27 protein-coding genes are annotated in these 25,428 nt (G+C 68.2%); 13 read left to right on the top strand and 14 right to left on the bottom strand.

The genetic code is table 11. The annotated features are described in order from the left end of the window. The first annotated feature begins 128 nt into the window (after window positions 1-128). Window positions 129-2,192: a TonB-dependent copper receptor gene (locus IAE60_RS01580; RefSeq protein ID WP_187573608.1), complete on the top strand. Its 2,064-nt coding sequence runs from the start codon at window positions 129-131 to the stop codon at window positions 2,190-2,192. A gap of 165 nt (window positions 2,193-2,357) precedes the next feature. On the opposite strand, the gene IAE60_RS01575 is transcribed toward IAE60_RS01580, so the two are convergent. The 5 genes from IAE60_RS01575 to IAE60_RS01555 are packed head-to-tail and all read right to left on the bottom strand — an operon-like array spanning window position 2,358 to window position 5,659. Then, window positions 2,358-3,593 carry a hypothetical protein gene (locus IAE60_RS01575; RefSeq protein ID WP_187573607.1) on the bottom strand — a complete coding sequence of 412 codons (1,236 nt, stop codon included), beginning with the start codon at window positions 3,591-3,593 and terminating at the stop codon, window positions 2,358-2,360. Further along, window positions 3,590-3,856: a DUF2249 domain-containing protein gene (locus IAE60_RS01570; protein ID WP_187573606.1), complete on the bottom strand. Its 267-nt coding sequence runs from the start codon at window positions 3,854-3,856 to the stop codon at window positions 3,590-3,592. The genes IAE60_RS01575 and IAE60_RS01570 overlap by 4 nt, the downstream gene beginning before the upstream one ends. Further along, the gene (locus IAE60_RS01565) at window positions 3,841-3,990 is read right to left on the bottom strand and encodes a hypothetical protein (protein ID WP_162108212.1); all 150 of its coding nucleotides are present in this window, start codon (window positions 3,988-3,990) and stop codon (window positions 3,841-3,843) included. The genes IAE60_RS01570 and IAE60_RS01565 overlap by 16 nt, the downstream gene beginning before the upstream one ends. Window positions 3,991-3,995: 5 nt before the next feature. Beyond that, a complete protein-coding gene (locus tag IAE60_RS01560) occupies window positions 3,996-4,406 on the bottom strand; it encodes a SirB2 family protein (protein ID WP_338052603.1) in 411 nt (136 codons plus the stop codon). Next, entirely contained in the window at window positions 4,403-5,659 is a 1,257-nt protein-coding gene (locus tag IAE60_RS01555; RefSeq protein WP_187573605.1) for an NnrS family protein, read from the bottom strand. Before IAE60_RS01555 ends, IAE60_RS01560 begins: the two co-directional genes overlap by 4 nt. Window positions 5,660-5,824: 165 nt before the next feature. Between IAE60_RS01555 and IAE60_RS01550 the strand changes: the two genes are divergently transcribed. After that, window positions 5,825-6,070: a hypothetical protein gene (locus IAE60_RS01550; RefSeq protein WP_187573604.1), complete on the top strand. Its 246-nt coding sequence runs from the start codon at window positions 5,825-5,827 to the stop codon at window positions 6,068-6,070. Here the strand turns inward: IAE60_RS01550 and IAE60_RS01545 are convergent, their stop codons facing one another. The 8 genes from IAE60_RS01545 to hemN form a co-directional block, all read right to left on the bottom strand. Continuing rightward, complete coding sequence (locus IAE60_RS01545) at window positions 6,071-6,508, bottom strand: hypothetical protein (protein ID WP_187573603.1); 438 nt, start codon at window positions 6,506-6,508, stop codon at window positions 6,071-6,073. A gap of 35 nt (window positions 6,509-6,543) precedes the next feature. Further along, window positions 6,544-6,981, bottom strand: coding sequence for a hypothetical protein (locus IAE60_RS01540; protein WP_187573602.1), 438 nt, complete (start codon window positions 6,979-6,981; stop codon window positions 6,544-6,546). A gap of 49 nt (window positions 6,982-7,030) precedes the next feature. Further along, window positions 7,031-7,465, bottom strand: coding sequence for a hypothetical protein (locus IAE60_RS01535; protein ID WP_187573601.1), 435 nt, complete (start codon window positions 7,463-7,465; stop codon window positions 7,031-7,033). After that, window positions 7,462-7,860: a hypothetical protein gene (locus tag IAE60_RS01530; RefSeq protein WP_187573600.1), complete on the bottom strand. Its 399-nt coding sequence runs from the start codon at window positions 7,858-7,860 to the stop codon at window positions 7,462-7,464. Before IAE60_RS01530 ends, IAE60_RS01535 begins: the two co-directional genes overlap by 4 nt. Beyond that, the gene (locus IAE60_RS01525; RefSeq protein ID WP_187573599.1) at window positions 7,845-8,291 is read right to left on the bottom strand and encodes a hypothetical protein; all 447 of its coding nucleotides are present in this window, start codon (window positions 8,289-8,291) and stop codon (window positions 7,845-7,847) included. Before IAE60_RS01525 ends, IAE60_RS01530 begins: the two co-directional genes overlap by 16 nt. 313 nt (window positions 8,292-8,604) lie before the next feature. Beyond that, window positions 8,605-10,878 (bottom strand): nitric-oxide reductase large subunit, encoded by a 2,274-nt coding sequence (locus tag IAE60_RS01520; protein ID WP_187573598.1) that lies wholly within the window; start codon window positions 10,876-10,878, stop codon window positions 8,605-8,607. Between the two features lie 360 nt (window positions 10,879-11,238). Further along, entirely contained in the window at window positions 11,239-11,994 is a 756-nt protein-coding gene (locus IAE60_RS01515; RefSeq protein ID WP_185894350.1) for a helix-turn-helix domain-containing protein, read from the bottom strand. A 19-nt stretch (window positions 11,995-12,013) separates the two neighbouring features. Beyond that, window positions 12,014-13,411: an oxygen-independent coproporphyrinogen III oxidase gene (hemN, locus tag IAE60_RS01510; RefSeq protein ID WP_187573597.1), complete on the bottom strand. Its 1,398-nt coding sequence runs from the start codon at window positions 13,409-13,411 to the stop codon at window positions 12,014-12,016. Window positions 13,412-13,569: 158 nt separating this feature from the next. On the opposite strand from hemN, the gene IAE60_RS01505 reads away from it, so the two are divergent. The 8 genes from IAE60_RS01505 to IAE60_RS01470 all read left to right on the top strand — a co-directional run bounded on the left by IAE60_RS01505 (window position 13,570) and on the right by IAE60_RS01470 (window position 20,125). Then, window positions 13,570-14,814 carry a molybdopterin molybdotransferase MoeA gene (locus tag IAE60_RS01505; RefSeq protein ID WP_187573596.1) on the top strand — a complete coding sequence of 415 codons (1,245 nt, stop codon included), beginning with the start codon at window positions 13,570-13,572 and terminating at the stop codon, window positions 14,812-14,814. Next, window positions 14,811-15,386 carry a molybdenum cofactor guanylyltransferase gene (gene mobA, locus IAE60_RS01500; RefSeq protein ID WP_187573595.1) on the top strand — a complete coding sequence of 192 codons (576 nt, stop codon included), beginning with the start codon at window positions 14,811-14,813 and terminating at the stop codon, window positions 15,384-15,386. The genes IAE60_RS01505 and mobA overlap by 4 nt, the downstream gene beginning before the upstream one ends. A gap of 82 nt (window positions 15,387-15,468) precedes the next feature. Next, a complete protein-coding gene (locus IAE60_RS01495) occupies window positions 15,469-15,639 on the top strand; it encodes a periplasmic nitrate reductase, NapE protein (RefSeq protein WP_187573594.1) in 171 nt (56 codons plus the stop codon). Window positions 15,640-15,642: 3 nt separating this feature from the next. Next, entirely contained in the window at window positions 15,643-16,155 is a 513-nt protein-coding gene (gene napF / locus IAE60_RS01490) for a ferredoxin-type protein NapF (RefSeq protein ID WP_187573593.1), read from the top strand. Then, on the top strand, window positions 16,152-16,481 hold the full coding sequence (locus IAE60_RS01485; RefSeq protein WP_244966629.1) for a chaperone NapD: 330 nt from the start codon (window positions 16,152-16,154) through the stop codon (window positions 16,479-16,481). Before napF ends, IAE60_RS01485 begins: the two co-directional genes overlap by 4 nt. Further along, window positions 16,465-18,957: a periplasmic nitrate reductase subunit alpha gene (gene napA, locus IAE60_RS01480; protein WP_244966628.1), complete on the top strand. Its 2,493-nt coding sequence runs from the start codon at window positions 16,465-16,467 to the stop codon at window positions 18,955-18,957. Before IAE60_RS01485 ends, napA begins: the two co-directional genes overlap by 17 nt. A 10-nt stretch (window positions 18,958-18,967) precedes the next feature. After that, complete coding sequence (locus IAE60_RS01475; protein WP_187573590.1) at window positions 18,968-19,522, top strand: nitrate reductase cytochrome c-type subunit; 555 nt, start codon at window positions 18,968-18,970, stop codon at window positions 19,520-19,522. Between the two features lie 3 nt (window positions 19,523-19,525). Continuing rightward, the gene (locus IAE60_RS01470) at window positions 19,526-20,125 is read left to right on the top strand and encodes a NapC/NirT family cytochrome c (protein ID WP_162108199.1); all 600 of its coding nucleotides are present in this window, start codon (window positions 19,526-19,528) and stop codon (window positions 20,123-20,125) included. A 4-nt stretch (window positions 20,126-20,129) separates the two neighbouring features. Here IAE60_RS01470 and IAE60_RS01465 read toward each other — a convergent pair whose 3' ends face one another. After that, window positions 20,130-21,554 carry a nicotinate phosphoribosyltransferase gene (locus IAE60_RS01465; protein ID WP_187573589.1) on the bottom strand — a complete coding sequence of 475 codons (1,425 nt, stop codon included), beginning with the start codon at window positions 21,552-21,554 and terminating at the stop codon, window positions 20,130-20,132. 427 nt (window positions 21,555-21,981) lie between these two features. Here IAE60_RS01465 and IAE60_RS01460 point away from each other — a divergent pair, with 427 nt between their 5' ends. The 3 genes from IAE60_RS01460 (at window position 21,982) to IAE60_RS01450 (ending at window position 25,427) form a co-directional block, all read left to right on the top strand. Next, the gene (locus IAE60_RS01460; protein WP_244966627.1) at window positions 21,982-22,824 is read left to right on the top strand and encodes a response regulator transcription factor; all 843 of its coding nucleotides are present in this window, start codon (window positions 21,982-21,984) and stop codon (window positions 22,822-22,824) included. A gap of 73 nt (window positions 22,825-22,897) precedes the next feature. Beyond that, a complete protein-coding gene (locus tag IAE60_RS01455; protein WP_222937183.1) occupies window positions 22,898-24,175 on the top strand; it encodes a sensor histidine kinase in 1,278 nt (425 codons plus the stop codon). A 136-nt stretch (window positions 24,176-24,311) separates the two neighbouring features. Next, window positions 24,312-25,427, top strand: coding sequence for an efflux RND transporter periplasmic adaptor subunit (locus IAE60_RS01450; protein WP_187573587.1), 1,116 nt, complete (start codon window positions 24,312-24,314; stop codon window positions 25,425-25,427). Window position 25,428 lies beyond the last annotated feature (1 nt).

Genomic DNA, 25,428 nt, shown 5'->3' with positions numbered 1-25,428 from the left:
GGGCGCGAACGCGCGGATTCGCGCACGGGCTTGACTCACGTCAAGCGCGCGTATCGATGCGACACCTTGTCGCATCTGCGCTCCAGGGTGCGTCGTGAGAATGGCGGCATCACATGAGGAGAAGCGTCATGAACCGTAATCTGCTGTGCATGGCCCTGCTGGGCGCGCTCGCGAACATGCCGATCGCGCATGCACAGGAAGCGCACGTCGCGCCGCACGCCGATGCGATGCCCGCCACCACGCTGGACGGCATCGTGGTGGTCGGCGTGGCGCCCGCCATGGCCGCCACCTTCGTCACCGATCCCAAACTGCCGCGGCAGCCGGTGCCGGCCAGTGACGGAGCGGATTACCTGAAGACCATTCCCGGCTTCGCCACGCTGCGCAGCGGCGGTACCAACGGCGATCCGGTGTTGCGCGGCATGTTCGGCTCGCGCATCAACCTGATGACCAACGACGGCGCGATGAGCGGCGCCTGTCCCTCGCGCATGGACAACGCGCTGTCGTACATCGCGCCGGAAACCTACGACCGCCTGATCGTCGTCAAGGGGCCGCAGACGGTGCTGTGGGGCGGCGGCGCTTCCGCCGGCACGGTGCGCTTCGAGCGCGAGATCCCGTACTTCGCCGAGCCGGGCGTGCAGGCCACCGGCAGCCTGCTGGCCGGCAGCCGCGACCGCAACGACCAGGTGCTGGACATCAGCGCCGGTACGCCGCGGGGCTATGCGCGCGTGTCCGCCAACCGTTCCGAGGCCGACGACTACGAAGACGGCAACGGCGACGGGGTGCCGTCGGCATGGAAGAAGTGGAATACAGACGCCGCGCTGGGCTGGACGCCCGACGAAGACACGGTGCTGGAACTCAGCGCCGGCATCGGCGACGCCCAGGCGCGCTACGCCGGCCGCGGCATGGATGGCGCGCAGTTCCGCCGCGACAGCCTGGGCCTGCGCTTCGAGAAGAAGCACATCGGTGGCGTGCTCGACGCCGTGGTCGCCAATGTCTACCAGAATGACGTGGACCACGTGATGGACAACTACAGCCTGCGCGACCCCGACCCCACCGGCAGCATGCCCATGCCGATGGCCAGCAACGTGGCGCACCGCACGCGCGGCGGCCGCGTCGCCACCACCTGGCAGGCCGGGCGCTGGGAAGTGACCACCGGCGTGGACCTGCGCGACAGCCGGCACCGCAGGCGCAGCGCCAGCGGGCGGGGGGGCTACCTCGCGCTGCCGTGGAGCGTGGACGCCAAGTTCCACAGCTGGGGCGCCTTCGCCGAATCGCACTGGCACATCACCGACACCCATCACGTGATGAGCGGCGTGCGCGTCGACCGCGCCGAAGCGCAGGACCTGCGCGCCAGCGCCGGCGGCATGATGCCGATGCCCAATCCCACCGCCGGCAGGGTCCGCAGGGAGACGTTGCCCAGTGCGTTCGTCCGCTACGAGCACGACATGGGTGGCCGCTGGGGCGCGTACGCCGGCCTCGGCCACACGCAGCGCATGCCCGACTACTGGGAGCTGTTCTCGCCCACGCGCGGCCCCGTCGGTGCGCCCAACGCCTTTGCCGGCGTACAGCCCGAGCGCACCACGCAGCTGGACATCGGCCTGCAGTTCAACGGCGCCAAGGTGGATGCCTGGGCCTCGCTGTACGCGGGCCGCGTGCAGGACTTCATCCTGTTCGACTACACCGCCGGGATGATGGGCAGCACCACCCGCGCACACAACGTGGACGCCCGTATCCGCGGCGGCGAAGCGGGCATCGACTGGCGTCCCGCCCAGGGCTGGAAACTGTCGGGCGCCGCGTCCTACGCCTGGGGCGAAGTCCGCGATACCGGTACGGCGCTGCCGCAGATGCCGCCGCTGGAGGCGCGCTTCTCGGTCAGCCATGAACGCGGGTCATGGTCGTGGGGCGCGCTGTGGCGCGTGGCGGCCGCGCAGGATCGCGTCAGCACCACGCAGGGCAATGTGGTCGGCCGCGATCTTGGGCCGAGCGCGGGCTTTGCGGTGTTCTCGCTCAACGGGGGCTATCGCTTCAGCGATCGCCTGCAGCTCACGGCGGGCATCGACAACCTGTTCGACCGCGCCTACAGCGAGCACCTCAACCTGGGCGGCAACAGCGCCTTCGGCTATCCGGCCGATCCGGTGCGGATCAACGAGCCTGGCCGCACCGCCTGGATGAAGCTAAACCTGCGCTACTGACGCACCGGTATCGGCTGACAACGGCGTCGAGCGGTCGCTGACCCTCGATGCCGTTCGTTCTGCGAGGAATCAACGGGCCCTTGCCGCTATCCGACGCGTGGTTCGACAGGCTCGCCACGAACGGCCCGTCGTTGAGACTTCCAGGACGAGGGCGGTGCTGGAACATCAGTCGCCAGCGCGCCGCCACGTCGCCGCCTGCCGCCAGCAGCGCCATTGCCCGTGCAGGCTCACCGCATAGGCGAGCGCGATCGCCAGGCCGGCGCTGCGGGCGAGGGCCGGCGCGAATGCGGCCGCCACCAGCCATGCGCCCGCGACGGCATGCAGGACGAAGGCGCGCCGCCTGTCCGCTTCCTCGAACAGGCTGCCCACGCCGGGCACACGGGCGCCGCGCGGTACGCGCTGGCGCAACGCGATCCAGGTGAGGAAGGCCGTGATCTCCAGCGCCATGCCAACGACCAGCAGCGGCAGGCCGACCCCCAGCACCAGGACGCCGAGCGGCACCAGCGGCACGTCGGGTCGCAGCGCGAGCAGGCTGGCGGCGAACAGGCACGCACAGCCGGCCTGCCAGAAGCGGCGCAGGACCGGATTGCGACGATGCGGTGCGCGCGCCTGCAGTACGTATACGGTGAGGGCGAACGCGGCCAGCGGCCACGCCGCGAGGCGCCAGGCGCTGCCGGGCACCACGTCCGCCAGCGTCGCCACCGAAATGCCCAGCGTCAGCATCGATGCGATCTGCCAGGTGCGCAATGCAGGGACCGGCAGCGTGCGCGTGCCCTGCAGCATCGGCAGCGTCACTCCGCCCACGGCGGCCAGCAGTCCCAGCACCCAGCCGATGACGCCGAAGGCCGCGTGCACGTCCACCATGCCCGCGGCCGCAGGCCCGCGCCAACCGGTGCGTGCCGCCAGCAACAGCAGGCCCAGTGCCGCCGTCGCGATCAACGCGAGCAGCGCCAGGCCGATGCCCTCGCGCACCGCGCGTGCGCCTTTGCCGCGAATGACGGCCGCCAGTGCCAGCAGCGCGAAGATCGCCAGCGATCCGCCCAGCAGTCCGCCCGCCGGCAGGGCCAGCGCGTGCGACGACGCGGCGAGCGTCGCCAGCAGCAGGGCCAGGCCGGCGTTGAACGCCGCATGCAGCCACGGCACGACACGCGTGCCCGGCAAGGGACTGCCGGCGGCGACGGGCAGGAACTGCACCAGGCTGCCCAGCATCGCGTTGCCCAGCAGGCCCAGCGCGAACACGTGCACCAGCACGAGCGTCGCGGGCGTCCAGCGCGACAGCAGCGCGATCTCGCCCTGCCAGGCCAGCCACAGCCCCGCCGCCGCGCCCCACGCCAGCGCCGCGATCAGGAAGCGCATCGGCAGCGACGGCCGCGGCGCCGACGCGAACGCCAGTCCGCTCATGCCGCCTGCGGGGGCTCCAGTACATGCCGGTCGGCGACGTGGCAGATCGCGATGCAGGCGTTGCCCGCTTCGGTATCGCGCACCCGGTATGCGAATCCCCACTGGTCCAGGATCGGCAGCAGCGGGGCGGGAAACAGCGGCGTCTGCGCCACCAGGCGCTCACCGCGCTGCAGGGTGCGCAGGCAATCGAGGATGCGCTCCATCGGCTCCGGCGCCGCCAGGTCGCGCACGTCCAGCCGCACCAGGGTCAGGGCATGTGCCATGCGTCCGGCTCCGGGTCCTGGTGGTCGGGCGCGCAGTCCAGCGACAGCCCGGCGGCGTCCAGCGATTCGCGCACGCAGCAGGCGCAGGTCGCGAAGGCTTCGGGCAACAGTCCGGTATCGAAAGCGGTATCCATGGCGTTCAACTCCCAAACCACAGCAGCCAGCCCCACGGATCGTGGGCGCGGGCGATGCCGTACACCTGCAGGAAGCACAGCGCCGCCGCGACCACCAGTGCGGTGCGCGCACCGTTGCCGCGTGCGGGACGGAACGCGGCGATGCCCAGCCCCACGTAGGCGGCCAGGAAGGCGATCTTCACCGTCAGCCAGCCGTTGGCGAACATGCCCGCCGGCAGGATCGTCAGCAGCATCATCGCGCCGGTCAGCAGCACGGTGTCGATGGTGTAGCTGGTGTAGCGCACCACCGCCGCGCGCGGCCAGCGCATGCCGGCCAGCAGCGCGAGTGCGCGCAGCGCGAACAGCGTGCCGCTGGTCATCGCCGCGCCCATGTGGACCAGCTTGATGTCGGGGTAGAAGGTCATCATGGCGCTCATCCGGGCCTCCCGTCCGCACGCGGACGCAGGTAGATGCCCCCGATGCGCCCGACCCACGGCGCCAGCGCCAGCAGCCAGCCCACGGCGGCGGCGGCCTGCCACGCCATCGCATCCGGCGCGACATCGGCCACGATGCGCATCACCGCCACCCCCTGGATCGCGACGAAGGCGAACCACGCCACCTTCGGCATCTCCAGCGGTCGTCCGGAATGGCCCTGCGTCACCCGCGTGACCATCGCCACCAGCAGGCTGCCGAAGAAACCGATGAACATCGCATGCATCGGCGCACGTCCCAGCACGAACTCGCCCGTCGTCAGGAAGGTGATGCTCTGCACCCCGTACAGCAGGAAGGTGATGGGCAACCATGCGGTGCCGATGAACAGCACGGCCAGCAGTCCCGGCATGCGCCCGCGCGGCCACCAGCGATGCACCGCCCACGCGGTCAGGAGCAGCAGCGGCACGTCGGCCAGCCACAGCCAGGCGTAGGCGTGCGCCAGTTCCAGGCCCAGATGCGCCATCAGCAGCGCCCACACCGCGCCCAGCCACGGCAGCGAGCGCCACGGCACGTAACCCGGCACCACGTTGCCGGCGAAGAACGGGAACATGCGGTGTGCCACCGTCACGTACACCGGCAGCAGCAGGCCGAAGCCACCGAGCTTGATGCTGGCGAACGCCCACGTGGGCGACGCGCCCAGCGCGAAGGCGATGAACATCACCAGCCCCAGCCAGCCCAGCAGCAACCCGGCAAAGCACGAACGCGCGTGCCAGGTCCTGGCGGTGTCGTCCGCGAGCAACCGGCCCAGCGTCAGCAATGCCGTGGTCCAGCCGGCCAGCGCCATCCACAGGCCGACGGTCAGTCCCGCTTGCCAGCCCGCCACGCCCAGCAGGATGGCCAGCTGTCCGCCCATCAGGCCCAGGCCCACCGGCACGTAATGCCAGCGCTTCAGGTCGGCCATGCCCATCCAGCGCGGGAACACGGTCAGCAGGAAGCCGAAGATGAAGCTGGGCAGCACCAGGTACTGCATCAGGAACGCATGCAGCCAGCCGGCGTAGATCGGCGTCTCGGGCATCGTCCACAGGCCCCAGCGTGTGGCCATCAGCCACAGCGCCCACCACAGCATCGCCAGCAACACGTTGCCGGCGCCGATGAAGAACATCAGCCGGTGCGGTGCATGCGCCAGCCACGCCGGCGAGAGGCCGGCCTGCGGCGGCGCGGCGCGCGGACGAGGCGGGGGAACGATGTCGATCTTCATGGGTACCAGCGTGCCCGCACAGACCCGCGACCGCCTTGACGTGGGTCAGGCCGGGCGCGATTCGCATGCCTGTGTCGCCTTGATTCCGGTCAAGGCCGTGCGCGTGGCGAACGCCTACAGTCCTGCCACCCGCGCCAGCGCGCACCCAAGACCACAGGAAGCCCGATGTCCGACCACACGCATGCACCCTCCGCGCAACGCCAGCAGGCCATGACCGAGGCCCTGCGCGCCTGGGACCCGGAGGCCGAAGTCAGCCTGGAAGCCGGCACCGGCAGGCTGATGGTGATGACCACGCTGCCCACCGAGCGCGTGATCGCCATCCTCAAGGAGGTCGGCGAACACGCCGAAGCCGGCGACAGCGAACCGCGCGGTCACAAGGCGGGGCAGTGCTGTGGTGGGTGTTCGCATTGATCAGCGCAGGATCGTGAAGCCTTCCGGTGCCGTATCGGGTGCTGGCGTGTGGCAGTGGTACAGGTCGAGATACAGCGTATGGGTGGTCTTTCCGCACTGCACGGCGTAGGCATCGATCATGTGATGGTCGGTCGCGCCGTCGGCGAGCGGCGCGAAGCGGTCGCCCAGCAGTCGCTGCATCATCTGCTCCTGCGGGAGATCCTTCGGCAGATCGTTGCGCGGCCCCACGCTACCCCGGCGTTCGAACTTCGGATGCGACTGGTCCGGACACACCAGACGCGCCAGGTAGGCACGCTGGCCATCCGGCTTGCAGACTTCGATGGCCTGTTCGCGTGTCCTGCCGTAGTCGGCAGCGGTGGTCGTGTCCTGGGCCGCCAGCGCGGCACAGGTCGTCACCAGCGGTAGGGCGAGCAGGAGCTTCGGCAATGCTGTCTTCATGGCGCGTCCTTGGTGAGGGGGAAGGGTTCGGGGGTTCAGCGGCGCTTGATCGCGTAGAACTCGCGTACGCTGCGCCATGCATCGCCGCCCTTGATGAAGGCGAGTTGGATGGCCTCCAGCTCGGGGATGGTCTCGGGCACCTCCCTGGCCATTAGGGTGGCGTTGGTCGTCCTGTCTTCGTGGATGACGGAGAGTCCATGGTTGGGTAGCAGGCTGCCGCTGGTTTCCATCGAGACGCCGGGCTCCCGGACCACGATGACCTGGTGGAATCCTTGTTCCCAGTCGAGGCTACGGATCGCCTGTCGCACTGCACCGTCCGTCAGTTCGGCAACGTATACCGTTTCCTCTTCGCCGAAATAGGGAAAGATGTGAATGCCGATACGTTGGTAGATGGCGACGTCGGAGCAGTCACTCGCGAGCGGACGCGTCTCGTCGGGGAATGCCAGGCGGATCAGCGCTTCGAAAATGCTCATGGTGTTCCTCCCTGTGCTGCCGACAGCGTGGCCCCGACGCGTTCCGGGATCAAGGTTCGCAGCCACGCAGCCCGATGACGAACAGGCCAGCCTCGGAGAGGAGGAACAGGTTCAGGAGCGCCACCAGAAACGCAGCGATCAGAATCGACAGGACAAAATAGGCGCATGCATTCGCATGCGCCCACCGGCCGGTACGCACGCGGGTACGGAACAATACTGCGGTGCCGGGGGCGGGATACTGTCCGGAGCGCCAGATTCGGAAGGCGCTGCGGCCGGACAGCCATGCACCGCCGGTGCAGATCGCTACCATCATCGTCACCATGACTCGCATCCACGGCAACTGCTCGCAGGTGGGGAGGTCCGCGGCGTGCTGCGAATAGAGGCGCGCGGCCAGCGCCACTGCGCAACCGGCGAGAAAGGGGAGACTGGCCCTGCTGAGCGCGATCAGTCGTTGGCGCGGCGTCGGTGTGATGTGGGCGATCATGGGGTGAGGTCCAAAGCGCCAATCGACTGTTCCATATCTCGATCCATATGAATGGCGCTATCCAAGACGCTTTCCACAAGCGCGATCAACTGAGAAACGTTCGCCAGTTCCTCAAGTCTGCTTATGTAGTTCTTGGTAGTGCCAACATATTTCTCTTCGTCGATCTCGTCGATGTAAAGCTTTGCATCCAGTGGCTTTAGGTCCGCGAGTGGATGGATGGTATGGCGGGCAGTCGGAACGCGATCATGCAGCGCATAGGTTGGGGTAAGCCTGCAAGCCCCAACAGCGTGATCTTTATCCGCCGGGACGATTCTTGCTCCATGGTCGAGTCGGTGTGGGTACTGGGCTTTGCTCAGCCCAGCCCGTGAGCCTATCCGCATCAGAATATCTTCCACCACGGACGCTTGGCCTGCTTCATGCCGGGCGATGCAGCTTCTTCGACCGCCTCGGCGGCCTCGGCCATTTCCCCATCCTCCCCGTACTCTTCCCCTTCGTCGCCCACCACGCGGGCGCCGAGCGCCTGGGCGATCTCGAACATCTTGGCCAGGATTTCCCTGTCCGGATTCTTGGCCACGATGCCGCCTGAGCCGGGGTAGAGCCAGGCCATGTTGCCGTCGACGCCATGTCCGGAATATGCGGTCCAGACCGCAATGCCGTCGTGCTCAGTGCGGAAAACGTCGCCGTTTTCCATGGTTGCTTCCGCGTAGCCGTCCAGCCGCATTTCGGGGTCCGATGCGATGTAGGCCTTCCAGCCCTCGAGCGATATCTCCGGTCCGTCTTCGTCGAACCATTCGGTCTTGCGGGTGATATGGATTTCGTAGCCCATGATCGCTCCATCGATTGCATCGGGTTCACTTGAGGTGGAAACACCAGTCGCCAGCAAGCGGCGATGTCCGCCGCCTCGGTGGATGTTAGTGGCAAAACGCTGCGCAGAGTTTGCGCCGGGCGAGCTTCCGGACGCGCAGGGGTCTGCAGCTTCGGCGCCCCTCATCCGGCCTTCGGCCACCTTCTCCCCGTGAACGGGGAGAAGGATTCCAATCTGACGCCCGCGCACAAAAAGAGAGCCGCTTGCGCGGCTCTCTGGCTGCAACCTGCAGCAGGTGGCCCGGCATCCCCATCCGCGGATGCCGGTTCCAGGGTCAGGCTTCGCTCGGTTGCGCGGCGGGCAGAGGCTCGCGGCGCGGGGCCACCCACAGGCGGAACACGAACCAGGCCAGCGCCACCGCGCCCACGCTGAACAGCGTGTCGGCCGGTACGCGCATCCACACCAGCATCTCCACGATCGGCTGCTGCATGAACTCGGCCGAGCGCGCGTACCAGTAACCGTGGTCGATCGAGGCGATCAGCTGCAGGATGCCCAGCGGTAGCAGGGTGAAAGCGGCCATGCCGGCCAGGCCGATGTTGAGCGCCCAGAACGCCGTCTTCAGCAGCTTCTCGTTCCACGCCACGTCCGGCTTCAGCCCGCGCAGGCAGAACAGCATCAGGCCGATGCCCAGCATGCCGTACACGCCGAACATCGCCGTGTGGCCATGGTTGGCGGTCAGGTTCAGGCCCTGCATGTAGTAAAGCGGCAGCGGCGGGTTGATCAGGAAGCCGAACAGGCCTGCACCCACCAGGTTCCAGAACGAGACCGCCAGGAAGAACATGATCGGCCACTTGTACTTGGCCATCCACGGCGTCGCCTTGCCCAGCTTGTAGTTGTGGTAGGCCTCGAAGCCGACATAGGCCAGCGGCACCACTTCTAGCGCGGAGAAGCTCGCACCCAGGGCGATCACCGACGGCGTGGTGCCGGTGAAGTACAGGTGGTGCAGCGTGCCCAGCACGCCGCCGGCCATGAACACGATGGTGGCGAACAGCACCGTGAGCGTCGCGCTGCGGACCTGCAGCAGGCCCAGGCGGGTGAACAGGAAGGCGATCACCGCCACCGCGAACACCTCGAAGAAGCCTTCCACCCACAGGTGCACGACCCACCAGCGCCAGTACTCGACCATCGACAGGTGCGTGTGCTCGCCCCACATCAGGCCGGCCGCGTAGAACAGGCCGATGCACACCACCGACAGGAACAGCAGGCCCACGATCGAACGCGAATCATCGCCCTTGCGGATCGCCGGCCACAGCGCGCGTCCCACCAGGGTCAGCCACAACAGCAGGCCGACGAAGAGGAACCACTGCCAGAAGCGGCCCAGGTCCACGTATTCCCAGCCCTGGTGGCCGAACCAGAAGTTCCTGGCCAGCCCCAGCTTCTGCATCACCGCCAGCCACTGGCCGGTGAAGGAACCGACCACGATGATCAACAGGCACGCCCACAGGAAGTTCACCCCCAGGCGCTGGAACTTCGGCTCGTGTCCGGAGATCGCCGGGGCGATGTACAGGCCCATGCCCAGCCAGGCGGTCGCGATCCACAGCACCGCCAGTTGGGTATGCCAGGTGCGCGTGAGCGAGTAGGGCAGGATTTCGGCGAGCGCGAAACCATAGGCTTCCTGGCCTTCGACCTGGTAGTGCGCAGTGGTCGCGCCCAGCAGGATCTGCACCAGGAACAGCGCGATCACCACCCAGAAGTACTTGGCGGTGGCGCGCATCGAGGGCGTCACCTTGATGGCGGCCAGCGGGTCCTTCTTCGGCAGCACCGGCACCATTTCCTCGCCGTGGCTGGTGGCGTAGTGCCAGCCCAGCAGGCCGATGCCGGCGATCAGGAACAGCACGCTGAACACCGTCCAGATGAGCAGGTTGGACGCCGGCGTGTTGCCGACCAGTTCGTCATGCGGCCAGTTGGCCGTGTAGGTGATCTCCGAACCGGGGCGCTCGGTGACCGACGCCCACGATGCCCACCAGTAGAACGCGGTCAGCTGGCGACGGTGTTCGGCATCGGCCACGGTGTCGTTGCGCATGGCATAGGCCTCGCGCAGCTCGGCGGTGGAAGGGTCGTGGCCGAACAGGCGCTGATAGTGGTCGGCGACCTGGGCCATGGCCTGCGCGCGGTCGGCGTCGACCGTGATCGTGCCGGTGGCGGCGTCGTAGGTGTTGGGCCGCAACAGCGACTGCACGCGCTTGGCGTAGGCCGCCTGCGTGGCTTCGTCCAGCGTCTTGTAGCTGTCCGCGCCGGTGTCGCGCTTGGCCCACAGGTCGAGGATCGCCTCCGCTTCGCGGTGCAGCCAGTCCGCGCCCCAGTCGGGCGCCACGTAACCGCCGTGGCCCCAGATGGAGCCCAGCTGCTGGCCGCCGATCGACTGCCAGACCTGGCGGCCGGTCTCGATGTCCTGGCGGGTGTAGACCACCTTGCCGTCGGTGGTGACCACCTGTTCGGGCATGGGTGGCGCCTGGCGGTAGGTCTCGCTGCCGACCCATAGCAGGACGGCGAACGACGCCATGAGCAGGGCTGCCAACCCCACCCACAACTTGCGTGTCGAATTCATGATGCGGCTCTCCTCGGGAAACGGCCGCATCATCGGCGCCCCGGCACGGGGGCTCCATGACGCAGGTCAAGCGGGGAGCGGATCGGACGGTGTGCTCTCTGTAGGAGCGACGTGAGTCGCGACCGCGCCCCGAAATACCTTGGGTATTCAAGGTGAAGAATGCGCGCAGCGCGCCCGACTGGCGAACGATCGGCTTGTTCGACTGTTTGGCCGTGCGGTCGCGACTGACGTCGCTCCTACAGGGGATCCGCCGCCCTCAATCCCGCAGCCACGTAGGGTGTGCCTCGGCACACCATCGCCGTGTCGTGGGTGTCGCGATAAAGGGGATGGGCGCGCGAAACGCGCCGGGGCAACCCGCGATCAATCCCGCAGCACGGCCAACGCGAGGGCTTCCAGGCGCGGCAGGTCGAGGATCTCGACGTCGCGCTGCTTGATGTGCAGCAGGCCGTCCTGCTCGAAACGGCGCAGCACGCGGCTGACGGTTTCCGGCGCCTGGCGCAGGTAGTTGGCGATGTCGGTACGCGCCATGGTCAGCTGGAACCGGCGCGGCGAGAATCCGCGCGCGGCCAGCCGGCGCGACAGGCCGATCAGGAACGCGGCCATGCGCTCGTCGGCGGTGTTGTCGCGGGCGAACAGCGAGGCCACGCCGATGTCGCGGCTCATCAGCTTGAACAGGTGCTGCTGCAGGTTGGGCAGGCGCGTGGCCAGCAGTGCGATCTTCGGGAACGAGAAGCGGCACAGCATCACCGTGTCCAGGGCGATGGCGTTGCAGGGATAGCGGTCGCCGTGGATCGCGTTCAGGCCGATGACTTCGCCGGGCAGATGGAAGCCGAGCACCTGCTCGTGCCCGTTGCGGTCGATCTGGTAGGTCTTCACCGTGCCCGCGCGCACGGCGGCGATGGCGCCGAACGGATCGCCCTCGCGGAACACGTGTTCGCCGGCGCGCAGCGGGCCGACGTGTTCGACCAGCACATGCAGGTCCATCAGCGCCCGCTTGTCCATGCCCTCGGACAGGCAGGCCTGCGAGAACGCGCAGGTGGAGCAGAAGCTCAGCGCATCGCCGTCGTCGGCGACGATGCTCGCGTCCGTGCGCGGGAAAACCAGCGGCGAGCTCATGCGGACACTCCCGGAGTGGTCAGACGGTGCGCGAGAAGCGAGGCGTCGAGGCTGCAGCGGTGGGCAGGTAGCGGTCGAAGCACATGGCGATGATACGCAACAGCATCCGTCCGCGCGAGGTGGCCTGCAATCCGTCCGGGCGCAGTTCCACCAGTCCGTCGTCCTGCAGCGGGCGCAGCCGCTGCAGGGCATCGGCGAAGTAAGTCGTGAACTCGATCACATGCCGGCGGCCCAGATCGCGGTAGTCCAGCGTGCCGTGGCACATCAGCTGCTGGATCACGTCGGCGCGGATCACGTCGTCTTCCTCCAGCCGCATGCCGCGCCACACGGGCAGGCGGCCCTGGTCGATGGCCTGTTCCCAGCTGCCCAGGTCGCGCGGGTTCTGGCTGAAGCTCGGGCCGATGTGGCTGATGGCGCTCACGCCCAAGCCCACCAGGTCGCTCTCGGCGTGGGTGGTGTAGCCCATGAAGTTGCGGTGCAGGTCGCCGCGTTGCTGCGCCTGCGCCAGGCTGTCGCCGGGCAGGGCGAAGTGGTCCATGCCGATGTAGATGTAGCCGGCTTCGCCCAGCTTGTCGATCGCGCACTGCAGCAGGCCCAGCTTGACCTCGGGCGAAGGCAGGTCCTCGGCGTTGATGCGCTGCTGCGGGCGGAACATCGACGGCAGATGCGCGTAGCTGTAGATCGCCAGGCGGTCGGGGCGCGCCTCCAGGGTGATGTCGAGCGTGCGCGAGAAGCCCTCAAGGCTCTGCTTCGGCAGGCCGTAGATCAGGTCCACGTTCACCGACTGCAGGCCATGGGTGCGGCAGGCGTCGATGATCGCCAGCGTCTGCTCCACGCTCTGGATGCGGTTGACCGCGCGCTGCACTTCGGGGTCGAAATCCTGCACGCCCAGACTGGCGCGGTTGAAGCCGGCGGCGGCGAGCGCGCCGACGTCGTCCGGGGTGATGAAGCGCGGATCCAGTTCGATCGAACAGTCCAGCCGCGCCGGTGCGGCGAAGGAGAAGTGCCGCCGCAGCACGTCCATCACTTCGGTGATCTGCGCCGGGGTCAGGAAGTTGGGCGTGCCGCCGCCGAAGTGCACCTGCTCCACGTCGCGGTCGCGGTCGAACAGCGCCGAGGCCATCGCCACTTCGCGGTACAGCCGCGTCAGGTAGGCCGCGCCGCGCGCCGTGTCGCGGGTGATGATGCGGTTGCAGCCGCAGTAGAAGCACGGGCTGGTGCAGAACGGGATGTGCAGGTACAGCGACAGCGGCCGCGGGATGGGGTCGCCGTTGCTGGTCGCCGCCATGGCGCGCAGGTCGCTCTCGTCGAAGCCGGGCGAGAACTGCGGCGCCGTGGGATACGAGGTGTAGCGCGGCCCCGGCGTGTCGTAGCGCCGCAGCAGGTCGGGATCGAACAGGGAGGACAGGTTGGCCATGGGTGCAGCCTAGGCCCGCACCACGCGACTGTCCTTGATATGGGTCAATCGGCTGCGGCTTGCGGTCGCAGGTTCAGTCACGTGAAGGTATGGCGGCGGCTGGCAAAGGCCCGCGGCCGGCACTAGGCTGGGCCGGGCGTTGTCGGCGAGGGGACAGGGTGATCGGTTACCGGGAAGCGGTGGAGCGGCTGTGCGGCGGCGCGGACCGGCTGGGCGTGCAGCCCTGTGCCCCCGGCGATGCCATCGGTCGCGTGCTTGCCCACGAGGTGGTCAGCCCGGTGGCGCTGCCGCCTTTCGACAACGCGGCGCTGGATGGCGTTGCGCTGGTCGCGGCCGGACGGCCGGATGCCACGGCGCAGGAGTGGGAGATCGGCGCGCGCATCGCCGCCGGACAGCCCGCGCCGCAGGACGACGCGTCCGCCTGGGAGATCATGACCGGAGCACCGTTGCCGGCGCGCGCCGACACGGTGGTGCCGGTGGAGCGGATAGAGGCCTTGCCTGCCGCCACGTCGGGCGCTTCGCGCATACGCGTGCAGGGAGACGTGGCGGTGGGCGCGAACATCCGTCGCTGCGGCGAAGACGTGCAGCCCGGGCAGTGCGTGCTGCCCGCAGGGCACGTGCTGGATCCGGCCGCCGTGATGCTGGTCGCCGGGCTGGGTATCGAGCGCATCCGGGTGGCACGGCGTCCGCGCGTGGCCGTGCTGGCGACCGGTGGCGAGATCGTGGCAGCAGGCACGCCGCTGCCGCCGGGCGGCATCCACGATGCGACCTCGCCCTATCTGCGTGCCGCGCTCGTCGCGGCAGGTGCGGAACCGGTCTTCGTGCGGCGCGTCGGCGACGAGGTCCCGGTCTTCCAGGCCGCGGTGGACGCCGCGCTGGCCGAGGGCGCGGACCTGGTGCTCAGCACGGGTGCGGTGTCGAAAGGGTGCTACGACTTCGTGCCGTCCGCGCTGCAGGCGCGCGGCGCCGAGACGCTGTTCCATGGGGTGGCGCTGCGTCCGGGCAAGCCCGTGCTGGCTGCGCGCCTGCGCGAAGGCGCGATGTTCGTCGGCCTGCCGGGCAATCCGCTGTCCACGGCGGTGGGCTTGCGTTTCCTGGTGGAGCCGCTGCTGCGCGCCTGGCTGGGCCTGCCGCCGGAAACGCCGTGCTGGCTGCCGCTGGCCGACGACTGCCGCTCGCGCGCAGGACTGCATGCCGTCCTGCACGGCACGCTGCGCTGCGACCGCGACGGTCGCCTGCATGCGCACGTGGCGCAGGCGCAGGCATCGTTCCGCCTGTTGCCGTTCTCGCAGGCGACGGCGTGGATCACGTTGCCGTCCGATCTCGGCGACGTCGCCGCCGGCACGCGCGTGCAGGTGCATGGCCTGAGCCATCTGCAGTCGCCCGCCTGGATGCCGGCATGAGCCAGACATCGCCCGCATGGCGTGCGGTGCTGCTGGCAGGTGGGCGTTCCTCGCGCATGGGCACGGACAAGGCCTTGCTGCCGTGGGGGAACGGCACGTTGTTGACGCACATGCGCGGCATGCTCATCGACGCGGGCGCGGTCGAGGTGGTCGTCAGCGGGGACCGCCCTGACATGGGCGGCGTGCCCGACGCGACGCGCGATACCGGACCGATGGGGGCGCTCTCACAGCTCGCATCGCGTCTGACCGACGGGACATGGATCGTCGTGCCCGTGGACATGCCGTTGCTGTCCACCGACCTGTTGCATGCGTTGCGGGCGGCGGATGCGGCATGCGCCTGCGTGGAAGGCCATCCCCTGCCGATGATGCTGCGCGTGGACGACGGCATGCGCGCGCTGATGCATGCCATGGGCGCGCGCGCAGGCCGGGAGCGCTCGCTGCGGGCCCTGCAGCAGGGCATCGACACGCAGCATCTGCCTGCTACGCACTTCGATCGGGCATTGCGCAACTGCAACACGCCGGAAGACTGGATCGCACTGCAGCAATCGGCGACCCAGGCCCGCAGCGGATGAGCGGGTCGGACGCGTCACATTAATGTGATAGCCTGCGTCCGCAGCACCGTCGCACCCAATACCTACCCACAAGGTAGGCATCATGGAGCAGGGCGCAGGAACAGCCGTTGCAAGCAGACAGCAGGAGCGCCTGGCGTTCCTGCTGCTGACGCTGGTCGTGTTCCCTCTGATGGCGATCCTGTTCGTCGCCGGCTACGGCTTCCTGGTGTGGATGTGGCAACTGCTGTTCGCCGGGCCGCCGACCGGGCCCTGAGCGATGGACGACATCCGCTCTCCTTCCCGTCGTGCCCTGCTGTTCGGTCGTGTGCCGGCCACGCCGCCACCTGCCGCATGCCGACCGCCGTGGTCGAAGTCAGAACCTGAATTCCTCGCCGCGTGCACGCGCTGCGATGCCTGCGTGCGCGCCTGCCCCGAGCAGGTGCTGTTGCGCGACGCCGATGGCCTGCCGCGCTTCGAGGCGCGCGCGGGCGAGTGCACGTTCTGCGGCGACTGCGTGGCCGCGTGCGGCAGCGGTGCGTTCGAGCCCGCGCGCGATCCGCCGTGGACGCTCGTGGCTGGCGTCTCCGACACCTGCCTGTCGGCGCAGGGCGTGGTCTGCGCCAGCTGCCGCGAGGTGTGCCCCGCATCCGCGATCCGCGTGCCGCCCGGCGCGCGCGGCGCCGCCACGGTCGATCCCGAAACATGCACGGGCTGCGGCGCCTGCGTCGTTCCCTGTCCCGTGGACGCCATCGCCCTGCATCACGCACCCGCCATGGAGGCCGTCGCTTGAACGCACCCGCTCCCGATGCCGAAGTCCACATCGCCAGCTTCGTCGTCCAGCACCGCGAAACCGCGGCCGACGCACTGGCGGCGATGATCCGCGAACACGCCGACCTCGACCTGGCGCTCGCCAGCGGCACGCGCAGCGTGGTCATCTGCGAATCCGCCGACCGCCACGCGGTGATGGCGCGTGTGGACCAGCTGCAGGCCGTGCCGGGCGTGCTGAACGTGCTGCTGGTCTACCACCACGCCGAGCCCGCGCACGCGCTCGACGAGGCACTGCCTCCCCTGTCCATCCTGTCCGCGACCGGAGATGCCCATGAGCACACGTCGTGAATTCATCCGCCACAGCGCGCTGGCCACGGCGGCCGCCGCGGCCGGCCTGCCGCTGACCGGCACCGGCAGCAACGTCGTCACCGAAGGCGACCTGACCACGCTGAAATGGGACAAGGCACCCTGCCGCTACTGCGGCACCGGCTGCGGCGTGAACGTGGCGGTGAAGGAGGGGCGCGTGGTGGCCACGCACGGCGACGTGCACGCCGAGGTCAATCGCGGCATCAACTGCGTGAAGGGCTACTTCCTCTCCAAGATCCTGTACGGCGCCGACCGCCTGACCCAGCCGCTGCTGCGAAAGAAGAACGGCGCCTACGCCAAGGACGGCGACTTCACCGCGGTGAGCTGGGACGAGGCCTTCGACGTGATGGCCGCGCAGTTCAAGCGCGTGCTCAAGGACAAGGGCAGCGACGCCATCGGCATGTTCGGTTCCGGCCAGTGGACGATCTTCGAAGGCTACGCGGCCAACAAGCTGATGAAGGCCGGGTTCCGCAGCAACCACATCGACCCCAACGCGCGCCACTGCATGGCCTCGGCGGTGGCGGGCTTCATGCGCACCTTCGGCATGGACGAGCCGATGGGCTGCTACGACGACATCGAGGCGGCCGATGCGTTCGTGCTGTGGGGTTCGAACATGGCCGAGATGCATCCGATCCTGTGGACGCGGGTGACCGACCGCCGGCTGTCGCATCCGCACGTGAAGGTGGCGGTGATGTCCACGTTCGAGCACCGCAGCTTCGAACTGGCCGACATCCCGATCATCTTCAAGCCGCAGACCGACCTGGTGATCCTCAACTACATCGCCAACCACATCATCCGCACCGGCAAGGTCAACAAGGCGTTCGTCGACAGGCACACCACCTTCAAGCGCGGCAACGACGACATCGGCTACGGCCTGCGCCCGGAGCATCCGCTGGAGGTGAAGGCGAAGCATGCCAAGGACCCCAACGGTGGGCAGCCGATCGGCTACGAGGAGTTCGCCGCCTTCGTCGCGCCGTACACGCTGGAGAAGGCCGTCGAGATGACGGGCGCGGAGCGCGGATGGCTGGAGCAGCTGGCCGAGCTGTACGCCGACCCGAAGACGAAGGTGATGTCGTTCTGGACCATGGGCTTCAACCAGCACACGCGCGGCGTGTGGGCCAACAACATGGTCTACAACATCCACCTGCTGACCGGGAAGATCGCCACCCCCGGCAACAGCCCGTTCTCGCTGACCGGGCAGCCGTCGGCGTGCGGCACGGCGCGCGAGGTGGGCACTTTCAGCCACCGCCTGCCGGCGGACATGGTGGTGACCAATCCCGAGCACCGCAAGCATGCCGAGGAGATCTGGAAGATCCCGCACGGCACCATCAATCCGAAGGTGGGCTACCACGCCGTGGAGCAGAACCGCGCGCTGAAGGACGGCAAGCTCAATGCGTACTGGGTGATGGTCAACAACAACATGCAGGCGGCGGCGAACCTGCGTGAGGAGACGTGGCCGGGGTACCGCAATCCGGACAACTTCATCGTCGTCTCCGATGCCTATCCCACGGTGACGGCGCAGGCGGCGGACCTGATCCTGCCCGCGGCGATGTGGGTGGAGAAGGAGGGCGCCTATGGCAATGCCGAGCGCCGCACGCAGTTCTGGCACCAGCTGGTGAATGCGCCCGGCGAAGCGCGCTCGGACCTGTGGCAGCTGATGGAGTTCTCCAGGCGCTTCACCACCGACGAGTGCTGGCCGGCCGAGCTGCTGGCGGCCAACCCGCAGTTCAAGGGCAAGACCCTGTTCGACGTGCTGTACCGCAACGGCAACGTGGACAGGTTTCCGACTTCCGACATCGAACCCGGTTACGCCAACGACGAATCGGCGCTGTTCGGCTTCTATGTCCACAAGGGCCTGTTCGAGGAATACGCCGCCTTCGGTCGCGGCCATGGCCACGACCTGGCGCCGTTTGACGACTACCACAAGGCGCGCGGCCTGCGCTGGCCGGTGGTGAAGGGCAAGGAGACGCGGTGGCGCTATCGCGAAGGCGCCGATCCTTACGTGAAAGCGGGGAGCGGTTTCGAGTTCTACGGCAACAAGGACGGCAAGGCGGTGATCTGGGCGCTGCCGTACGAACCGCCGGCGGAATCGCCCGACGACGACTTCGACCTGTGGCTGGTCACCGGGCGCGTGCTGGAGCACTGGCATTCGGGTTCGATGACGATGCGCGTGCCCGAGCTGTACAAGGCGTTCCCCGCCGCGGTGGTGTTCATGAATCCGGACGACGCGAAGGACCGCGGACTCAAGCGCGGCGACGAGATCATCGTGGCGTCGCGCCGCGGCGAGATGCGCTCGCGGGTGGAGACGCGCGGGCGCAACCGCATGCCGCGCGGGGTGGTGTTCGTGCCGTGGTTCGACGCGGGCCAGCTGATCAACAAGGTCACCCTGGACGCCACCGATCCGATTTCCAAGCAGACCGACTACAAGAAGTGCGCGGTCAAGGTCGTCGCCGCCTAGGAGGCTCGCCATGCAGAACAAGCAGCTGTGGATCGCGGTGGCGCTGACAGGCGTGCTGATGGCGCTGGTGTTCGTGGCGGGCTGGCTGGTAGGCCGGCCGAAGCACGTGGACGCCGTGGCGGACACCGCACCCGTGCCGGTGGAGGCGCGCGCGGTGTTCATCCCCGGCGCGGGACAGATCGATGCGCTGCGCCGGGGCGTGCCGGTGGACCAGGAAGGGCACCCGCCGCCGCTGGCGCCCGTGGAGAACGCCGACCTCAAACGTGCGCGCGCCTACCCCATGCAGCCGCCGACCATCCCGCACACGATCGACGGTTACCAGGTCGACCGGAACAGCAACCGCTGCATGCTGTGCCACGCGCGCGCCAATGCGTCCACCTTCCAGGCGCCGCCGGTCAGCGTGACCCATTACATGGACCGCGACGACCAGTTCCTGGCGACCATCTCGCCGCGCCGCTATTTCTGCAACCAGTGCCACGTGGTGCAGACCGACGCGCCGGTGCTGGTGGCCAACCAGTTCCGCGACATCGACAGCGTGCTGTCGCCGCCGACGGCGAAGGAGTAGCCCATGTGGTCACGGACCAAGGCGCGGATACTGGACCTGTGGCGCACCCTGCGACTGCCCAGCCGACACTACAGCCTGGGCTTCCTGACGGTGGCCGGATTCATCGCCGGCATCCTGTTCTGGGGCGGATTCAACACGGCGCTGGAGGCCACCAACACCGAGGCGTTCTGCACCAGCTGCCACGAAATGCAGGACAACGTCTTCGAGGAACTGAAGACCACCATCCACTACAGCAACCGCTCCGGCGTGCGCGCGACCTGCCCGGACTGCCACGTGCCGCACAACTGGACGGACAAGATCGCACGCAAGATGCAGGCCTCGAAGGAGGTGTGGGGGAAGATCTTCGGCACCATCAACACGCGCGAGAAGTTCCTGGACGAGCGCCTGATCCTGGCCACGCACGAATGGAACCGGCTGAAGGCCAACGACTCGCTGGAATGCCGCAACTGCCACGACTACGACTCGATGGACCTCACCCGCCAGGGCTCGCGCGCCGCGCAGGTGCACAAGCTGTGGCTGGGCACCGGCAAGAAGACCTGCATCGACTGCCACAAGGGCGTGGCGCACCGCCTGCCCGACATGACCGGCGTGCCGCAGGGATGACGCGCTAGAGACGTGCCGCGTCGGCGCGCGCACGGATCTCGGCGAAGGTCCAGTCGCGCAGCAGGCGCCCGTCTTCCCAGACGGTGACCATGGCGTCGTCGTAACCGGCTGGCCTTTCGACATCGTCCAGCGAGGCGGCGTAGGCGGGCACGGGCACCGTGCGGAAGCCGCCGTACTCGCGATGGCGCAGCAGGGTCATGCGGCCGCGCTTGCTCTGCTTGCCCTTGTCGGTCACCGGGTCCTTGTACACGTCGATCCATTCGCCGTCGACGCGCGCGGCGGAGCACTTGAGTGCGAACTTCTGGGTGTCGCGGTCCAGACGCTGCAGCAGTGCGCCGCCCATGCCGAAGGCCAGGTTGTCGGTGGCGTAGCCGGCGCTGGTGATGCGCTCCAGGATGGCGCGGATGCTGCTGGGGTTGATGCCGTCGCCCTGGATCAGGCGCACGTGGTTCAACACCTTGTAGCCCTTGCCGTTGACGGTATGGCCGAAGGCCTCGTCCAGCAGGTCCAGGCACTGGTGGACCACGGCGACGGGATCGCCCGAATCGGGACGGATCACGACGGTCGCGCCGGAATCGATCACCTCCTGCTTCAGCGTGGTGCCCCAGTGCTGGCGGATGGCATGGAAGATGTCGTAGCTGTCCGACACCACTGCCACGATCGCCCCCGGCCTGGCGAACTGCCGCAGCATGTTGCGGTAGGCCTCTACCTCGTTGTCGCGGCCCCAGCTGGTGATGGTGCTGTGCTCGGCGGCCGGAATGGAGAAGCCGGCCATCGGTTCGTGATAGTGCGCCTTCGCCAGCAACAGGCCGGAGACGGTGTCGGTGCCCATGAAGTTGACCAGGTGCGCGGCGCCGCCGAGGGCGGCCGACTCCAGGCTGGACACGCCGCGTGCGCCGAAGTCGTGCAGCTTGAAGGGCAGCTGGCCTTCCGGGTCGTCGCTGGTGCGTTCCAGGAACTGGCGGATCGTCTGCTTCGCATGCCAGCTGATGGTCGCCACGGTGATGGGGTACCAGATGCGCAGCAGCATCGTCTCCAGGTACGACGGCGCCCAGAACGCCTTTGGATCGGTCGACTCGATGGTCATCAGCGCTTCGTGCGTGGGCACCACGGTGCCCTCCGGTACGGCGCGGATGCGGATCGGCAGGTGGCCGCCGTGGCGGTCGACGATGTCGCGCCAGCCGGCTTCGTTGAACGGCTCGCCATGCGCGGCGAACACATCGCGCGCCTCATCCACATCGGCGTGCGTGACGGGCGTGGCGAGGTATTCCTTCAGGGTGGCCTGAAGGCCGAAGAATACGGTGCGGTCATGGATGCCGCCGCGCGATTCCACGTAGAAGAACGTGGCATCGGTCCCCGGCGGATACTGCAGCCAGTGGCTGGCCTTGTAGCTGTCGGTGTTGAGGAGGAGGTTGCGCAGGGCGTGCATGAGGGTGTTCCACATCCGGATGCGGTAGTGTCGCAGCTTCGAACGTCCCGTCGGGCGTGGTCCGGCATTGCGCCCTCGATCTCCAGGCTAGGAGCACCGCCCATCTGGCATCGATCCTCTCTGCAGGCCTGTGACGGGCTCCCACGCGCAGGAGCCTGGCAATGGGCCCTGCCAGGTTGGCCGCGCGCCGCGCCAGATCCCGGTCCAGATCGAATTCCTGCGTCCAAAGCGCTTCCCAAGCATGAGTGTGCATGCTGTCGTCTCTCCCTGCGGAAACGTGTCATGGGACCTTCTGTTCCCTCCCGGCATCCGAGTGTGGCCCAGCCCCAGCCCAGCTCTGCAGCCCCGGCCTGCCGAGGGCGCTCGGTCGCGTCCTTTGCCGCTGTCCGGTGCCGTGGACGGGTCCTGCGCGCAGGGCGAGCGGCGCATGGCACTGCCGGAGGCGGGCCGCGACGGGGGCGAGACACCGCCGCCGCGCCGCTGCGTTGCCTATCTTTCCGGCGATCGGCTGGCGCACAATCGGATCGGGCCGGCAAATCCCTGGGGGCCTCACGGACGCGGACTGCCATGGGTGCGCGCCCCAAGAAAATGGTTGGGCGAGGGCATGCGCATTCTCATCGTTGAAGACTCGCCGACGCTGGCAGATGCGTTGTATGCCAGCCTGGCACGCGAAGGATACGCCTGCGATCACGCCGGGGATGGGGTCAGCGCGGCGGCCTACACCGCCCAGTACGACTACGACATCCTGGTGCTGGACTGGATGCTCCCGCGTCGCGAAGGCATCGATATTCTGCGGGAGCTGCGGGAAAGGGGTGCGCAGACGCGCGTGCTGATGTTGTCCGCGCGCGACCAGGTGGTCGATCGCGTGATGGCGCTGGATGCCGGCGCCGACGACTATCTTGTCAAGCCGTTTGCGCTGGATGAGTTGCTGGCCCGCCTGCGGGCGCTGGCGCGACGCCCGCGCGAAGGTGGGGAGACGCGGCTTGCATTGGGTGAACTGGAGCTCGAACTGCGTTCGCGCCGTGCGTCATGGAGGGGGCAGGACCTCCATTTCACGCCCAAGGAATACGCCCTGATGGCGCTGCTGTTGCGGGAGCGGGGCCATCTGCTGACACGGGCTCAGATCTTCGATCGGCTCTACGACAGCCAGAGCGAGGCCTCCGACAAGGTGGTCGAGGTCATCCTCAGCACGCTGCGCGGCAAACTGGCCAAGGCAGGGGCGCCGGATGTCATCGAGACGCGCCGCGGATTCGGCTATGTCATCCCCTGAGGCCGATTCCCCGCCCTCGCTGCAGCGGCGCCTGCTGTGGCGTCTGACGCTTGGCATCGGCCTGCTGCTCGGCATGCTCTTCATCGCACTCGACCTGCTGCTGGACCTGGCGATGTACCAGCGGCTGGATCAGTTTCTCGCAGCGCGGGCGGACGCCTTCTCGGTTCAACTGCAACGGCGCGGCCCTGCGGACCTGGATACCTTGCTCGCCGCTTACGACCTGGCCGGACATACGGAATTCTTTGCGATCTACGACGGAAGCGGCCGGCTGCAGACCAAGTCGGGGAACAGTGCGGGCGGTGCGGTGCCATTGCCGCGGCGCGCCGGCGCCAGCCTTCATTACGATACGGTGCTGCCCGACGGACACCGCGGGCGCGCGTTGGCCCTGCCGCTGTCCAGAGGCGGGTGGCTGGTGTTGGCAACCGAACGCGAAAGTTGGGACCGCACCGAGCGGCGGATGCATGGAATCATGGCGGGCGGCATCGTGCTTGCCATCCTGCTGGCCGTGGCCATGTGTCTGCTGCTGGTAAGGCATGCGTTCCGCACCATGACGGAAGAGGGCCGCAGGTTGGCGGCGATGTCGCCCGAGCAGGCGGCCCAGCTTCACGTCGACCATCTGCCGCGTGAGATGCAGTCGTACGCGCGCGCGGTGCGGGATGCATTGGAGCGTTCTCACCAGGCGCTCGAGCGGGAGCGCCGGTTCTCGCGCCACGTGGCCCATGAGTTGCGCACGCCGGTGGCGGAGGTCCGTCTCGCCGTCGAACACGCGCTACGCGAAGGCGACGCGCCGGCATTGCGGAAGGGAATGGAGGCCGCCTTGTGCGCGAATGCCCGCATGGAACGCAGCATCCATGCATTGCTGGCGCTTTCTCGTTGGGAATCCGGACTGGAGTCGCCCGAACCCGATCCGCTGGACCTCTCGATGCTGTTGCGTCAGTTGATCGAAGCCAGCGCAGTCCCGTGGGCAGGACTGCCGCCGGTGCAGTTGCAAGGACCGCCAAGCGCATGGGTGCACTCGGACACCGGCATGCTGGAACGGATTCTGGCCAACTTGCTGCACAACGCGCGTGAGTACGGCGATCCCGCGAAACCGGTGCAGGTGCAGCTGCGGCTGGACGCCGATGGCTACCGGGTGTGTGTATCGAATGCGGCAGCCGAAGTGCGTGCCGAGGACGTTGTGCGTTTCGGCGAGCGTTACTGGCGGGGCGGAGACCGCGACGCAGACCGCCATCATGCTGGACTGGGCCTGGCGCTTTCGCAGGCGCTCGCCAGCGCCCTGGGCCTGCAGCTGGTGTTTGCACTGGAGCAAGGTGAGGTCGTTGCCACGCTGGGGCCGCTTCCCGCGCTGTAGAAGCCGTCGTTCGCTTGCGCCGTGTCCTGGCCGCGTGGTGCCTTCTCGTCGCGCCGCACGCGCGGATGCCGTCTTTAAGCATTGCCCAAGTTTGCCCGGGCAGCATAGGCGGTCACTGATCAGAGGAATGGCGTACATGCATCCGCGCGCACCGCATTGGGTAGCCATCGCAGCCGTTGCTGGAGCGTTATTGGCGTGGTGGCTGTGGCCGCAGGGCGCGGATGCCCCGACGAGCGAAACACCGGTCTCCACCGATGCGCAGGGACGGGTCCGGTTGACCCGTCAACAGGAACGCAATCTTGGCATCAGGACAGAACGCAGTCGCGCCGCGACGGACGTGCCGGTGACGGGGCTGCCCGCGGAGGCGATGTCGCCGCTCGCGACCACTACCCAGGTCACCGTTCCGTTTGCCGGCGTGGTCACGCGCGTGCTTGTGGATGAAGGCGAACAGGTGCGGCGCGGACAGCCGTTGTTGCGGGTGCAGAGCCGGGACTTCATCGCCTTGCAGGGCGAGTTGGCGCGTGTCCGTGCCGAATCGGGCGCAGCGAAGGAGCAGGCCCGCCGGGATGCATTGTTGGCCAAAGAGGGCATCATTCCGGCGGCGCGCAGGATCGAGAGCGAGGCGCGTTCTGCGGCGGCGTCAGCGAGCGTGACGGAGGCCAGCGCCATGTTGTCCCAGTTGCGTCGCCCCGCCGAAGGCATGCCTGGCGAATACGACATCCTGGCTCCTCAAGCCGGCCGCATCCTTCGGCGCGGCGTCAGGCCGGGACAAGCGATGGAGGCGATGGCCCCGGCATTCGTGATGGCCGGGAGTACCGAACTGGATATCGTGTTCACCTCGCCCATCGGCCTGCACAGTACGTTGCGGCCCGGCCTTGCCGTGCACCTGCCCGATGGGGGCGTCGCCACTGTGGTGGCGGTGGGGGCGGATACCGACGCGCTGAGCCAGAGCCTGCGCGTGCGTGCGCGCGCAGAACACGCGGGTGCGTTGGTCCCGGGCCAGCAGTTCGAAGTGGCGCTGTCCCTGCCGCCGCCGGAGGATGCGGTGGAGGTGCCGGCATCGGCCCTGCTCCCGCATGGTGAGCAGCAGGTGCTGTATCTCCTCGATGAGACCGGCTATCGCGGGCTGGTGGTCGTACCGCTCGGCAGCGATGGCGGGCGTGCCGTGGTCAGTGCAAAGGGCCTGCGTCCTGGCATGCAGGTAGTGGTTGCGGGTGCCAGCGTACTCAAGTCGCTGGCACCGACGGAGTAAG

This window comes from Pseudoxanthomonas mexicana (genome assembly GCF_014397415.1).
Classification (GTDB): Bacteria; Pseudomonadota; Gammaproteobacteria; order Xanthomonadales; family Xanthomonadaceae; genus Pseudoxanthomonas_A; species Pseudoxanthomonas_A mexicana.
The sequence above is the reverse complement of the archived record's forward strand: the minus strand, read 5'-3'. Positions and strand labels throughout refer to the sequence as shown.

Bases quoted from the DNA above. Each gene is read 5' to 3' on its own strand.
- IAE60_RS01580 (WP_187573608.1), top strand. From the start codon at position 129: ATGAACCGTAATCTGCTGTGCATGGCCCTGCTGGGCGCGCTCGCGAAC.
- IAE60_RS01575 (WP_187573607.1), bottom strand. From the start codon at position 3,593: ATGAGCGGACTGGCGTTCGCGTCGGCGCCGCGGCCGTCGCTGCCGATG.
- IAE60_RS01570 (WP_187573606.1), bottom strand. From the start codon at position 3,856: ATGGCACATGCCCTGACCCTGGTGCGGCTGGACGTGCGCGACCTGGCG.
- IAE60_RS01565 (WP_162108212.1), bottom strand. From the start codon at position 3,990: ATGGATACCGCTTTCGATACCGGACTGTTGCCCGAAGCCTTCGCGACC.
- IAE60_RS01560 (WP_338052603.1), bottom strand. From the start codon at position 4,406: ATGAGCGCCATGATGACCTTCTACCCCGACATCAAGCTGGTCCACATG.
- IAE60_RS01555 (WP_187573605.1), bottom strand. From the start codon at position 5,659: ATGAAGATCGACATCGTTCCCCCGCCTCGTCCGCGCGCCGCGCCGCCG.
- IAE60_RS01550 (WP_187573604.1), top strand. From the start codon at position 5,825: ATGTCCGACCACACGCATGCACCCTCCGCGCAACGCCAGCAGGCCATG.
- IAE60_RS01545 (WP_187573603.1), bottom strand. From the start codon at position 6,508: ATGAAGACAGCATTGCCGAAGCTCCTGCTCGCCCTACCGCTGGTGACG.
- IAE60_RS01540 (WP_187573602.1), bottom strand. From the start codon at position 6,981: ATGAGCATTTTCGAAGCGCTGATCCGCCTGGCATTCCCCGACGAGACG.
- IAE60_RS01535 (WP_187573601.1), bottom strand. From the start codon at position 7,465: ATGATCGCCCACATCACACCGACGCCGCGCCAACGACTGATCGCGCTC.
- IAE60_RS01525 (WP_187573599.1), bottom strand. From the start codon at position 8,291: ATGGGCTACGAAATCCATATCACCCGCAAGACCGAATGGTTCGACGAA.
- IAE60_RS01520 (WP_187573598.1), bottom strand. From the start codon at position 10,878: ATGAATTCGACACGCAAGTTGTGGGTGGGGTTGGCAGCCCTGCTCATG.
- IAE60_RS01515 (WP_185894350.1), bottom strand. From the start codon at position 11,994: ATGAGCTCGCCGCTGGTTTTCCCGCGCACGGACGCGAGCATCGTCGCC.
- hemN (WP_187573597.1), bottom strand. From the start codon at position 13,411: ATGGCCAACCTGTCCTCCCTGTTCGATCCCGACCTGCTGCGGCGCTAC.
- mobA (WP_187573595.1), top strand. From the start codon at position 14,811: ATGAGCCAGACATCGCCCGCATGGCGTGCGGTGCTGCTGGCAGGTGGG.
- IAE60_RS01495 (WP_187573594.1), top strand. From the start codon at position 15,469: ATGGAGCAGGGCGCAGGAACAGCCGTTGCAAGCAGACAGCAGGAGCGC.
- napF (WP_187573593.1), top strand. From the start codon at position 15,643: ATGGACGACATCCGCTCTCCTTCCCGTCGTGCCCTGCTGTTCGGTCGT.
- napA (WP_244966628.1), top strand. From the start codon at position 16,465: ATGAGCACACGTCGTGAATTCATCCGCCACAGCGCGCTGGCCACGGCG.
- IAE60_RS01475 (WP_187573590.1), top strand. From the start codon at position 18,968: ATGCAGAACAAGCAGCTGTGGATCGCGGTGGCGCTGACAGGCGTGCTG.
- IAE60_RS01470 (WP_162108199.1), top strand. From the start codon at position 19,526: ATGTGGTCACGGACCAAGGCGCGGATACTGGACCTGTGGCGCACCCTG.
- IAE60_RS01465 (WP_187573589.1), bottom strand. From the start codon at position 21,554: ATGCACGCCCTGCGCAACCTCCTCCTCAACACCGACAGCTACAAGGCC.
- IAE60_RS01460 (WP_244966627.1), top strand. From the start codon at position 21,982: ATGGCACTGCCGGAGGCGGGCCGCGACGGGGGCGAGACACCGCCGCCG.
- IAE60_RS01455 (WP_222937183.1), top strand. From the start codon at position 22,898: ATGCTCTTCATCGCACTCGACCTGCTGCTGGACCTGGCGATGTACCAG.
- IAE60_RS01450 (WP_187573587.1), top strand. From the start codon at position 24,312: ATGCATCCGCGCGCACCGCATTGGGTAGCCATCGCAGCCGTTGCTGGA.